11 protein-coding genes are annotated in these 12,263 nt (G+C 62.4%); 6 read left to right on the top strand and 5 right to left on the bottom strand.

The window, feature by feature from the left end; genetic code table 11:
• Positions 1-21 precede the first annotated feature (21 nt).
• Together AB4874_RS02615 and AB4874_RS02610 are read right to left on the bottom strand one after the other, a co-directional pair.
• Positions 22-642, bottom strand: a complete 621-nt coding sequence (locus AB4874_RS02615) for a J domain-containing protein (protein WP_295530345.1) — start codon at positions 640-642, stop codon at positions 22-24.
• Between the two features lie 309 nt (positions 643-951).
• Positions 952-1,383, bottom strand: coding sequence for a DUF4177 domain-containing protein (locus AB4874_RS02610; RefSeq protein ID WP_368390825.1), 432 nt, complete (start codon positions 1,381-1,383; stop codon positions 952-954).
• Between the two features lie 173 nt (positions 1,384-1,556).
• On the opposite strand from AB4874_RS02610, the gene cobS reads away from it, so the two are divergent.
• Together cobS and AB4874_RS02600 are read left to right on the top strand one after the other, a co-directional pair.
• Positions 1,557-2,528: a cobaltochelatase subunit CobS gene (gene cobS, locus AB4874_RS02605; RefSeq protein ID WP_295530351.1), complete on the top strand. Its 972-nt coding sequence runs from the start codon at positions 1,557-1,559 to the stop codon at positions 2,526-2,528.
• Positions 2,525-3,115 carry a hypothetical protein gene (locus AB4874_RS02600; RefSeq protein ID WP_368390824.1) on the top strand — a complete coding sequence of 197 codons (591 nt, stop codon included), beginning with the start codon at positions 2,525-2,527 and terminating at the stop codon, positions 3,113-3,115. The genes cobS and AB4874_RS02600 overlap by 4 nt, the downstream gene beginning before the upstream one ends.
• Positions 3,116-3,181: 66 nt before the next feature.
• Here the strand turns inward: AB4874_RS02600 and AB4874_RS02595 are convergent, their stop codons facing one another.
• A complete protein-coding gene (locus AB4874_RS02595) occupies positions 3,182-3,763 on the bottom strand; it encodes an NADPH-dependent FMN reductase (protein ID WP_368390823.1) in 582 nt (193 codons plus the stop codon).
• Between the two features lie 185 nt (positions 3,764-3,948).
• Here AB4874_RS02595 and cobT point away from each other — a divergent pair, with 185 nt between their 5' ends.
• Together cobT and AB4874_RS02585 are read left to right on the top strand one after the other, a co-directional pair.
• Positions 3,949-5,826, top strand: a complete 1,878-nt coding sequence (gene cobT / locus AB4874_RS02590; RefSeq protein WP_295530363.1) for a cobaltochelatase subunit CobT — start codon at positions 3,949-3,951, stop codon at positions 5,824-5,826.
• A complete protein-coding gene (locus AB4874_RS02585; protein ID WP_368390822.1) occupies positions 5,826-7,625 on the top strand; it encodes an aminopeptidase P family protein in 1,800 nt (599 codons plus the stop codon). The genes cobT and AB4874_RS02585 overlap by 1 nt, the downstream gene beginning before the upstream one ends.
• Before the next feature lie 133 nt (positions 7,626-7,758).
• Here AB4874_RS02585 and AB4874_RS02580 read toward each other — a convergent pair whose 3' ends face one another.
• Together AB4874_RS02580 and AB4874_RS02575 are read right to left on the bottom strand one after the other, a co-directional pair.
• Positions 7,759-8,928, bottom strand: a complete 1,170-nt coding sequence (locus tag AB4874_RS02580) for an acetate/propionate family kinase (protein ID WP_368390821.1) — start codon at positions 8,926-8,928, stop codon at positions 7,759-7,761.
• Positions 8,925-10,313 carry a bifunctional enoyl-CoA hydratase/phosphate acetyltransferase gene (locus AB4874_RS02575; RefSeq protein WP_368390820.1) on the bottom strand — a complete coding sequence of 463 codons (1,389 nt, stop codon included), beginning with the start codon at positions 10,311-10,313 and terminating at the stop codon, positions 8,925-8,927. The genes AB4874_RS02580 and AB4874_RS02575 overlap by 4 nt, the downstream gene beginning before the upstream one ends.
• A gap of 178 nt (positions 10,314-10,491) precedes the next feature.
• On the opposite strand from AB4874_RS02575, the gene AB4874_RS02570 reads away from it, so the two are divergent.
• Together AB4874_RS02570 and AB4874_RS02565 are read left to right on the top strand one after the other, a co-directional pair.
• Positions 10,492-11,868: an FAD-binding oxidoreductase gene (locus AB4874_RS02570; protein WP_368390819.1), complete on the top strand. Its 1,377-nt coding sequence runs from the start codon at positions 10,492-10,494 to the stop codon at positions 11,866-11,868.
• A complete protein-coding gene (locus tag AB4874_RS02565; RefSeq protein ID WP_368390818.1) occupies positions 11,865-12,260 on the top strand; it encodes a Cif family virulence factor in 396 nt (131 codons plus the stop codon). The genes AB4874_RS02570 and AB4874_RS02565 overlap by 4 nt, the downstream gene beginning before the upstream one ends.
• Positions 12,261-12,263: the final 3 nt, after the last annotated feature.

The raw sequence follows: 12,263 nt of genomic DNA, 5'->3' as shown, positions 1-12,263 counted from the left end.
ACCCGGCCCAAGCCCCGAACCTTACTTGAAGTTGCGGCTTTCTTTAAGCTGTTCCCAAGCCCAAAGCACCTCTTGCAGCATGTCTTCCTGAGAACGATCCCCACCATTCATATCGGGGTGCAGCACCTTGATCAGCGCCTTGTAGGTCTTGCGAATATCCGCCTTTGTGGTGCTGTCGCGCAGATCGAGAATATCCAGCGCGCGCTTTTCCGTCGGCGGCAATTTGCGCCCCAGCGAGCGACCCGGATTGAGCGTGGCATTCACGCCCAGCATCTCATGGGGGTCGGAAATGCCGTGACGCGCCCAGCCCTGTTCCTCTTTGGCCTTGGAAAATGGCTTGGTCGGGCGTTCCCACACCGTCGCATTATCAAGGAAATTCTGGAATTCTTCCTCGGACTGGCCTTGGAAATAGTTCCAGTTCAAATTGTAATCGCGCACATGGTCTTTGCAGAACCAATAGTAATCATCCAACACTTTTGGACTTTTGGGCGCGCGGTATTTGCCGGGTTCTTCGCAGCCTGCGTGATCGCACACGCGGGTGGACGATTCAAACGCGCCTGACATGCCACGGCGCCCCTTAGAGCGGCGCTTCTTGTCGGCGGCGGCCGAAATATTGAACCCGAAAGGATCGCTCTTGCTCATGCTTGCCTCTTGTTCTGCCCGATGCCTGGTTCGGTGAAAGCGAGTGGACCTACACGCCGAGTCGGGCCACGCAGTTTAGTGGAAATAGCGCTTGAGGGAAGGGGGCGAGCCCTTTGAGCCAAACAAAAACGCCGATCCGCAAGAATTGCACCTCGACGCGCCCGGTTCGCCCTTGTTTCCTGCAAAGAAAGACGAAGGAGCGACGCGCGCGGCCCAAGAATAGGCCCAGCCACCGCCTTACAGGCGGATTTTCTTGCCAGATCAATACCCTATCAGGCGTCTCTCACCCAAGCGCGTGCGCCCAATCTCTTAGCTGTCGTCCTCGGACCGGCTGGCGCGCAGGCTGGGCGCACGCCCTTCAGGCGCTTCGGCCTTCAGGCTACGCTCGGCCGGTTTCTCGCCCTCAGCCATCAGGCTCACTTTCGGGGCGACCTTGGGCGCGCCTTCGACATTTGCAGCCGTGTCATGGCTGCTCAGATGTGCGCCGATCCCCTGCGCGGGTTCCAGCGACAGCGCGCGGCGAAACACCAGCAGGTTGTGATAGACGGTGGTCTTGCCCGTGAGGCCCGTGCGCTCTTCGGCAGGCAGGGTCTCGGCGCGCAGATACTCCCAGCCCTGCACGGCCATGTCGTTCATCAAACCCGACAGGGTATGGGCAAACCGATCGATCCCGGTCTTCAGCCCACGCTCTTTTTCTCCCCGCGCCGGGGCGGGAATGACTTTGTATTCGAAATGTTGCATTTGGCCACCTTTTGCTTGGGGGTCTTTCTATCGCATGCGCAATCCCGGTCAACCGAAACACCCGTGAGGTGGCGGGAACGGGCCGAGCCGCGTGTAACTGAGACAATTGCGGCTCTTGAACCCCTCTCGCTGATGGTCCACAAATCGCGTCAAGCAAGGAAAGGACGCCCGAGATGCTCGATCAGAACGCCAAACCGACTGAAGAGGTTGATATCCGAGAAGTTTTCGGCGTCGAGTCCGATATGAAGGTCAAGGCATTCGCCGAAACCAGCGAGCGCGTGCCTGCCATCGATTCCACCTATAAGTTCGATCCCGACACCACCTTGGCGATTTTGGCAGGTTTTGCCTATAACCGCCGGGTGATGATTCAGGGCTATCACGGCACGGGCAAATCCACCCATATTGAGCAGGTGGCTGCGCGGCTGAACTGGCCCTGCGTGCGCGTCAACCTTGATAGTCATGTCAGCCGGATCGACCTGATCGGCAAGGATGCGATCAAGCTGGTCGATGGCAAGCAGGTCACGGTGTTCCACGAGGGCATCCTGCCTTGGGCGCTGCGCAACCCGACCGCGATCGTGTTTGACGAATACGACGCGGGGCGCGCGGATGTGATGTTCGTGATCCAGCGCGTGCTGGAAGCCGATGGCAAGCTGACGCTGCTGGATCAAAACGAGGTGATCACGCCGAACCCCTATTTCCGGCTGTTTGCGACTTCCAACACCGTGGGTCTGGGCGACACGACGGGCCTGTATCACGGCACACAGCAGATCAACCAAGGCCAGATGGACCGCTGGAGTCTGGTGTCGACGCTGAACTATCTCAGCCATGACGCCGAGGTCGCCATCGTTTTGTCGAAAAACCCGCAATACAACACCGAGACCGGGCGCAAGACGATCAGCCAGATGGTGACCGTCGCCGATCTGACGCGCACGGCGTTCATGAATGGCGATCTGTCCACCGTCATGAGCCCGCGCACGGTGATCGCATGGGCGCAGAACGCGCGCATCTTCAACAATATCGGCTATGCGTTCCGCCTGTCCTTCCTGAACAAATGCGACGAGCTGGAGCGCCAGACCGTCGCCGAGTTCTACCAGCGCCTGTTTGACGAAGAACTGCCCGAATCTGCGGCTGCGATGGCAAAGTGATCCGGGCGCTGGCGGCACTGGTGTTGGGGCTCGCCCCTGCTCTTGCGGCGGCGCAAGACACCAGTGTCCCGGCCAAACCGGGCGATCTGATCGCGGCGCTGTCGGGCGACTGGAACGGCGACGGGCTCCCTGATGCCGCCACGCTGACGCAAAATGATAGCGATGCCGCCGATTTGACGATCTACCTTGGCGATGCGGTCTATGGCCTGAAGCCTGCGCTGACGCTCACGCGCGTGGTGTTCTCGGGTCAGGGTGGCGGGCAGACCCCCAGTTTGGCCGCGCTCTCGCCCTCGACCTTCTCGCTGCACCAAGAACAGATCGGCTTTGGCCGCACACCTTGGGAATCCACGTTTTCCATTGCTTGGCGCGACGAGCAGTTCGTCGTCTCGGGCTACAGCTATCAATATTACGACCGTATCGACCCCGAATCTCAGGGCGCGTGCGACGTCAATCTGCTTACGGGCGGCTATGAGATCACGCTCGATAGCCAGACCAAAAAAGGCCAGCAAGACCTGCGCGCCTTTGATGCAAGCAAGCTGGGCCCGGATTTCATTCCCGGTATCTGTCAGCAGATTTTCGACCGCTAGACTCGCGACAATGTGCGAAACGCCCGGCCTTGCGACCGGGCGTTTCATACTGTGGCGGGTTTAACCTCAGACGTTGGCCTTGGCCCATTTCGCCGCGCGCCCCCAGAACACCATATCGTCCAGCAGTTCTTTGGTGGGTCCGTTCAGGTGATCGCCCAGCTCGCCAATCGGCGTGCCTTGGCTGGCCTTTACGAAATCCGCGCCGCCAATCGTGACTGCGCCGCGCACCGGCACCATGCCGAAATTCACCGCGATCAGGCGCAAATGCTCGACCGCGCGCGCCGCGCCCACACCGCCATAGCCCACCGTGCCAATCGGTTTGCGATGCCAGCCCTTGAAGGCATAATCAAAGGCGTTCTTGATCGTGGCCGGGATCGAGTGGTTATATTCCGCCGTGAGCACGATGAAGCCATCGCATTCCTCAAGCTTTTTCTCCCACGCCTGCGCGGCGACGTTGGTCACGGGCTTGGCAGCAGGCGGAGCGACCTCATCAAAGAACGGCAAGGCAGCGTCACGCAGATCCAACACCTCATAGGTCAGATCATCGCGCGCCGCGATCTTGCCCTCGAACCACTCCAACGCCCGATCAGCAAAGCGCCCGTCGCGCGTGGTGCCCACAACGATCCCGATTTTGAGTTTATCCGTCATAGCGCTCTCCTGTTTTGCCTCTGGCCTGCGCGGGACGGCAGGCGAAATTCTCAAACAAGATATTAGGTTTAGCAGGCCACGTTCCAACCCCGCAGACTGTGCGCCCCTGAACCGGGAGCGCGCGCATTTGCAGGGAACCCTTGCCCCCTCTTGCGGGCGCGCCCGAGCGGTGCTTTATCTGGGATATGAGCAAGCCCTCCGATAACCCCGCTGATCCGTTCAAGAAGGCGCTGGCCGAGGCCACCAAAACGATGGCCGATGCGCCTGAATTGACGGTGAGCTATTCGGTCGACCCTTCTGGGATGACCTCTGACACGATGCGCCTGCCGCAGGTGTCGCGCCGAATGACGCGCGACGAGGTGCTGCTGGCGCGCGGCACCGCAGATGCGCTGGCGATGCGCCGTCGCCACCACAATGCGAAAATCGACGCCCGCTATGCGCCCACGGGCGAACTGGCGGCCTCGATTTATGAGGCGATGGAAACCGCGCGCTGCGAGGCTTTGGGCGCGCGCGACATGCCCGGCACGCTGACCAATATCGACGCCAAGATCGCACATGAGGCCGAGCGCAAGGGCTATGCCCAGATTCGCGCTCCCGAAGAGGCCCCCTTGTCGGTCGCGGCGGGCTATTTCGTGCGCGAATTGGCGACGGGGCGCAAATTGCCCGCAGGCGCTGCAAATGTGCTTGATCTGTGGCGCCCCTTCATCGAGCAATCGGCAGGCGATGATCTGGAGGGCGTCGATCACGTTCTCTCAGATCAGGCGGCGTTCGCGCGTATGGCGCGCAAGGTGATCGCCGATCTGGGCTATGGCGATCAACTGGGTGACGATCCCGACGAAGAGGCCGGGGACGAGGGCGAGGACGACAATCAAGCCCAGCAAGACGACGAGCAGGGCGACAATCAGGGCCGCGACGAAAGCGAGGAAGACGACGCCGACGCCGCGCCTGAATCCAGTCAGGAAACCCAGCAAGATCAAAGCCAGACGACCGTCAGTTCCGACGATCTCGCCGATCAGGAGATGGGCGACGAGGTGGACATGCCTCAGGCCGATGCGCCACTGGAGCCCCCGCCGCCGCCGCCCCATTCCGCTGCCGATCCGAATTACACGGTCTATTCAACCGCGTTCGACGAGGAAATCGCCGCCGAGGATCTGGCCGAACCCGCCGAGTTGGAACGCCTGCGTCTTTATCTCGATCAGCAGTTGGAACCGCTGAAAGGGGCCGTGTCGCGCCTCGCCAACAAGTTGCAGCGCCGCCTGCAAGCCCAGCAAAGCCGCTCGTGGGAGTTTGACCGCGAAGAAGGCATGCTTGACGCGGGCCGCTTGGCGCGCGTGGTTGCCAACCCGACGATGCCGCTGTCCTTCAAGGTCGAGAAGGATACCGAGTTTCGCGACACCGTGGTGACGCTGCTGCTGGACAATTCCGGTTCGATGCGGGGCCGCCCGATCTCGATTGCCGCGATCTGCGCCGATGTTCTGGCGCGCACCCTCGAGCGCTGCGACGTGAAGGTCGAGATCCTCGGCTTTACCACGCGGGCGTGGAAAGGTGGGCAATCGCGCGAGAAATGGCTCGCTGATGGGCGCCCGCAATCGCCCGGTCGCCTGAACGACCTGCGTCACATCATCTACAAGCGCGCCGATGCCCCGATGCGCCGCACGCGCACCAATCTGGGCCTGATGATGAAGGAAGGGTTGCTGAAGGAAAACATCGACGGCGAGGCGCTGGAATGGGCACATCGCAGGATGATGGCGCGTTCAGAAGCGCGCAAAATTCTGATGGTGATTTCCGATGGCGCGCCGGTGGATGACTCAACCTTGTCCGTCAACCCCGCGATTTATCTTGAAAAACACCTGCGCGACGTGATCGCAATGGTGGAAAAACGCCGCGCGGTCGAACTGATCGCCATCGGGATCGGCCATGACGTGACGCGCTATTACCAGCACGCCGTCACGATCACTGATGTCGAGCAATTGGCCGGCGCAATGACCGAGCAACTCGCCGGTCTGTTTGACAGCGATCCGCGGGCGCGCGCGCGCCTGCTGGGTATCAAAAAGGCAATGTGATGTTTCAGGATTTCTCGGTGCAGTCGCGCCCCGAGCTTGGCCCGCCCCGGCTGGCCGATTTGCGCGCCGCAATGGCCAAAGCCGATCTCGACGGGTTCATCGTGCCCCGCGCCGATGCCCATCAGGGCGAATATGTCGCCCCCTGCGATGCGCGTTTGGCATGGCTGACGGGCTTTACCGGATCGGCCGGATTTTGCATCGCCACCCGCGATCAGGCGGGCGTGTTCGTCGATGGCCGCTACCGCGTGCAAGTGCGCGCCGAGGTCGATCTGGCCCATTTTAGCCCCGTCAACTGGCCCGAGGTCAAACCCGGCGCTTGGCTGCGTGACCACCTGCCCGAGGGCGCGACGGTGGGCTTTGATCCCTGGCTGCACACCCAATCCGAGATCGCCAAGATCCGCGCCGATCTGGAAGGCAGCGGCATCGCCCTCATTGAGAGCGCCAATCTGATCGACGCGATCTGGACCGACCGCCCTGCCCCGCCCAGCCAGCCCGCACGCCTCCATCCACCGGAATTCGCAGGCGAAACGGCTGCTGACAAACGCGCGCGTCTGGCCGCCGATTTGCGCGCCCAAGGTGTCGCAGCGGCTATCCTCACCCTGCCCGACTCGATCTGCTGGCTGTTGAACATTCGTGGCAGCGATATTGCGCGCAACCCGGTGGTGCAGGCCTTCGCGGTGCTGTTTGCCAATGGCCGGGTCAAGCTGTTTGCCGATGCCGCAAAGTTCGACGACAGCCTGCGCGCCGATCTGGGCGATCAGATTGCCATTCTGCCCCCGCATGCATTCGAAGCGGCGCTTGAGGCGATCGAAGGCCCGGTGCTGGTCGATCCCGATACAGCCCCCCTTGCGGTCAGCCTGCGGCTGGCCGATCACGACACCCACATCACATGGGCGCGCGATCCCTGCATTTTGCCCAAGGCGCGCAAGAACGCGACCGAAATCGCAGGCATGCAGACCGCCCATCATCGCGATGCCTGCGCGATGGTCGAATTTCTTGCTTGGCTGGATGCCGAGGCCCCCAAAGGCAAGCTGAACGAAATTGCCGTCGTCACCGCCCTAGAGGGGTTCCGCCGCGATACCAACGCCTTGCTGGATATCAGCTTTGATACGATCTGCGGCGCAGGCGGCAATGGCGCAATCGTGCATTATCGCGTCAACGAGGCCACCAACCGCCCCGTCAACCCCGGCGAATTGCTGCTGGTGGATTCGGGCGGGCAATATGTCGATGGCACGACCGACATCACCCGCACCGTGGCCGTGGGCGACGTGCCGCCCGAGGCTCGCGCGCCCTTCACCCGTGTGCTGCAAGGCATGATCGCTCTGTCGCGCGCGCGGTTTCCACGCGGGGTCGCGGGGGCGCATCTTGACGCTCTGGCCCGCGCACCGCTTTGGGCCGAGGGCTGGGATTACGATCACGGCACGGGTCATGGCGTGGGCGCAGCACTAAGTGTGCACGAGGGCCCCGCGCGGATCTCACGGGTCTCCGAAATCGCGTTGGAACCCGGCATGATCCTGTCAAACGAGCCCGGTTATTACCGCGAAGGACAATTCGGCATCCGCATCGAAAACCTGATCGTCACACAGATTGCGCCCGCAAAAGGCGACAATCGCGACCAACTCAGCTTTGACACGATCACCTGGGTGCCCATCGAGCGCCGTCTGATCGACTCGGGCCTGCTCTCACCAGATGAGCGCATCTGGCTGAACGCCTATCATGCGCAAGTGCTTGATCAGATTGGCCCGCATGTCAGCGCGGCTGCGAAAGTCTGGCTGGAGAGCGCCTGCGCGCCGCTTTAAATGCGGCCCTGCGTTGAAAATCTCGGATGCCTCCGGCGGGAGTATTTCTAGCTAGATGAAAGGGAGGTCGCTTTCATCTAGCCATTAAATACTCCCCGCGGAGCGTCCCGGAGGTCGGCCCAAGCCGCATCAGTTATTGGCTCAGCACCTGACGCGCCGCGCGCGCGATCACGATTTCCTCATTCGTCGGGATCACCAAGACGCGGACCCGATCAGATCCGATCTCGGGGGCATCTTGCGCATTCGCTTGAGGATCAAGTGCGATTCCAAGCCAGCCCATATCCGCGCAGACTTCAGCGCGTAGCCGCGCCGAATTTTCCCCGATCCCGCCGCAAAACACGACCCCGTCTAGACCGCCCAAGGCGGCCGCCATCGCGCCGATCTCGCGTTTGATGCGGAACGCGAAATAGGCGATGGCTTGGGCGGCATGTGGATGATCGCTTGCCTCGAGCGTGCGCATGTCATTGGAGATGCCCGACAGGCCGAGCAGCCCTGATTTCTTATAGAGCAGGTCCGAAATATCAGCGGCGCTCATCCCTTCCTGATCCATAAGATACAGTACGACGCCCGGGTCCAACTCGCCCGAGCGGGTGCCCATGGGCAGACCATCCAGCGCCGAAAACCCAAGGCTGGAGGCGATCGATTTACCGCCCTTGAGCGCGCAGATCGACGCGCCCGATCCCAGATGCGCCACCACCACGCGCCCCGCATGAAGCCCCGGTTCGCGACGCGCCAATTCACCGTTGATATAGTCATAGCTCAGCCCGTGAAACCCGTAGCGGCGCACGCCCTTGTCATAATAGGCGCGCGGCAGGGCGTAGACGTCCGACACAAATGGATGGCCGCGATGGAAGGCCGTATCATAGCAAACGATCTGGGGCACCCCGGGGAAGGCGTCGATTGCGGCGCGAATCCCGGCGAGGTTGTGGGGTTGGTGCAAGGGCGCAAACGGGGCGAGCCGCGCAAGATCCTTGATCAGCGCGGGCGTCACCCTTTCGGGGGCGGCGTGATCGATCCCGCCATGCACCACGCGATGGCCAACCGCGACGATTTCGAGGCGCTCAAAATCGGCGTGAAAGGCGGCCAGCGCGGTCTTTAGCGCGGCGGCGTTTGTGGCGAAGGCCTCGGGGGCGGTCTCGGGCAGCGGCAGCGGCGCGCCATCCGATCCCGTCAATTTCATCGCCGCCTCACGGCGCCCGATCCGATCGACATGGCCCATCGCCAGCGCATTGAGATCTTCGTCAAACAGCCCCAGCTTGAGCGAGGAAGACCCCGAATTCAGCGTCAGAATAGCGCGCGTCATTCCTGTTCCCCCCGCATCCGGTGGTAATGGATTGAGGCCACCGCCGCCGAGGCCAGCCGCGCCATAGCACTATCTGAGCGCGAATTGAGGATCACCGGCACCTTTGCCCCCAGCACCAACCCCGCTCCTTCGGCATGCGAAATATAGGCCAGTTGCTTGGCCAGCATATTGGCGGAATCAATGCCCGGCGCGACCAGAACCTCGGCGCGACCAGCGACCTGACCACGCAACCCCTTGATGCGCGCGGCCCCCAGATCCACCGCATTGTCCATCGCCAAAGGACCATCCACCTCACCGCCGGTGATCTGCCCGCGCTCGGCCATTTTGGACAGCAAGGCGGCATCCAGCGAGGACGGGATCGAGGGCGTTACGGTCTCTACCGCGCTCAGCACGCCCACCTTGGGCACGGCAATGCCGATCGAGATCGCCACATCGATTGCGTTTTGCACGATATCGACCTTGGTCACCAGATCGGGCGCGATGTTGATGGCGGCATCGGTGACGATCAGCGGGTGCGAGATACCGGGCACATCCATCACGAAGACATGGGTAAAGCGGCGTCCCGTGCGCAGCCCGGTCGCCTTGTCCAGCATCGGCTTGAGCAGCGTGTCGGTATGCAGATGGCCCTTCATGATCGCCCCCGCACGCCCCTCATGCACCAGTTGCACGGCAAGGCGCGCTGCGTCGCGGGCGTTCTCGGCGGGAAGAATTTCAAAGCGGGTCGCATCAAGTCCACAATCCGCTGCGGCCCGCATGATCCGTTCAGGATCCCCGATCAACAGCGGCTCGATGATGCGCCGCTCAGCAGCTAGAATCGCGCCCTCCAGCGAGGCGGGTTCCTCGGGACAGACCACGGCGGTGACCAGATCGGGCAGCGGCTCGGCGCGCTCAAGCAGTTTCTCGAAATGGCGATGGCGCTGGCTGATCAGGCCGGGCACTTCGAGCGCGTCGAATTTCAGGTGCTTCTTGGGGGCGAACACCTCGGCCATACCATCCACGATCAGCGCGCCATCGGACACGCGCGTCACCTGCGTGGCAAAGCGCACCGCGCCATCGGCCAGTTTTTCCACCACCTCGACGCGCGCGCACAGCTCTTGGCCTGCCATCGCGTGATCATGAAAGTTCAGCATCTGCGAGCGATAGAGCGTGCCGGGACCGGGCAGCAGATTGCCCAGCACCGCCGTGATCAGCGAGGCCACGAACATGCCCGGCGCATAGGCCTCGCGCACCCCGTCACCATCGCCGTCCTCGGCCTCAAGATGGACCGGGTTGTGATTGCCCGAAGCCGCGGCAAAGACGTAAAAGTCATCCGCCGTGCACAGCCGTTTCAGCTCTGCGCTCTGGCCGACCTCCATCTCATCCCATTTCCGGCTTTCCAAAATCATCGCGGTCTCCTGTTCCTTTTCGGCGCGCCCACCTTGACGGGTCGCGCTGCTTTCACCTAGCCCCTAAACCGTGACAAATCCTTGATCCGAGACAAAAACCGCCGAGTTTTTCCAGCCCCCCTTCCCAGTGCAAGCGCAGACGCCTAAGACTTGGGCAGCATCTAAAGGAGACTGGGACATGGCATTTTCTGAGGCGTTGAGCGCGCTCGAATCGCTGTTGGGGGAACGGTTGAATCGCTCGGCCGGGGATCGCGATCAGCATGGGCGCAATGAGACCTGGTTTCCCTTCTGCCCGCCCGATGCCGTGGCCTATCCCGAGACCACGCAAGAGGTCGCGGAACTGGTGAAAATCTGTGCCGCCCATGATGTGGCGATTACGCCTTGGGGCACAGGCACCTCGCTTGAGGGGCATGCAGTGCCGTTGTGCGGCGGGATCAGTCTGGACATGAGCCGGATGAACCGCGTGCTCGAAGTGTTGGATGCGGATATGCAGGTGCGGGTTCAGCCCGGCGTGACGCGTATGGCGCTGAACGACGATCTGCGCGCGACGGGGCTGTTTTTTCCCGTCGATCCGGGCGCGAATGCTTCGCTTGGCGGAATGGCGGCGACGCGGGCCTCGGGCACAACGACGGTGCGCTATGGCTCGATGCGCGACAATGTGGCGGCGCTTGAGGTCGTGCTGGCAGACGGGCGCATCATTCGCACCGGAAGCCGCGCCAAGAAATCTGCCGCTGGCTATGATTTGACCGCGCTGATGGTGGGATCCGAGGGCACTTTGGGCATCATCACCGAGCTGACCCTGCGCCTGCACGGTCAGCCCGAGGCGATCTCATCGGCGGTCTGCGCCTTTGAGACGCTGGAGGCGGCGGTCGAAACCGTGCAGCTGACGATCCAGATGGGCATTCCGATGGCGCGGATCGAATTTGTCGACGCACTCACGGCCGAGATTTTCAACGAGGCGAATGGCACTAATTTCCCCGCCAAGCCGCATCTGATGATCGAGTTTCACGGCTCGGACGCGGCGGTGGCCGAGGCGTCGGAACGCTTTGGCGAGGTGGTGGCAGATATGGGCGGGGCCGATTTCCAATGGGCCACCACGACCGAGGATCGCAACAAGCTTTGGCGGATGCGTCATGGCGCCTATCCGGCCTCGATCGCGCATCGGCCCGGCTGCATGGGGTTGGTGACCGATATCTGCGTGCCGATCTCGCGGCTCGCCGAGGCCGTGGCCGAGATGGCGGATGAAATCGCGGCAGCGGGGCTGATCGGGCCGATGGTGGGCCATGTGGGCGACGGGAATTTCCACTCGGTGATGCTGCTTGATCCCAATGATGAAGACGAATTCAAACGCGCCAAGGACGTGGCTGGCAAGATGGCCAAGCGCGCGCTTGAGATGGGCGGCACGGTCACCGGCGAGCACGGTATCGGCATGGGCAAGATCGGCTATATGCGCGCCGAACACGGGGCGGGCTGGGATGTGATGGGCACGCTTAAAGCCGCGCTTGATCCGCAAAACATCCTCAACCCCGGCAAGCTGGTGGAGCAAAATGCATGAGCTTTGAGACGCCCGATGATCTGCCGCGCGCCTTCGCACGATCTTGGGGGGCGCGCGATGCGCTGACGCTGGCGAGCTATTTCGTGCCGGATGCAGATTTTCTATCGCTCACCGGCGGCGCAGCGGTCGGGCGCGAGGAAATCGCCGAATTGCTGGCGGGCGAGTTAAGCGGGGCGTTCGCGCGCGCGCGCCTCGTGACGGGGCGCGTCAAGATGCGCCCTATCGGATCAGAGGCCTGCGTGGTGATCCAGCGCTTTGTGCTATCGGGAATCGTGCATGCGGATGGCTCGGATGCGGGCCGTGTCGGGGCCGTGCTGGCCGCGACGATGGGGCTGTCGGACGCGGGTTGGCAGATCGTGGCGGCGCAATTCGTGGTCGAACCCGCAGTGTAATCG

This window comes from Thioclava arctica, assembly GCF_040892615.1.
GTDB lineage: Bacteria > Pseudomonadota > Alphaproteobacteria > Rhodobacterales > Rhodobacteraceae > Thioclava > Thioclava arctica.
This window is presented reverse-complemented; position numbering and strand designations above follow the sequence as displayed.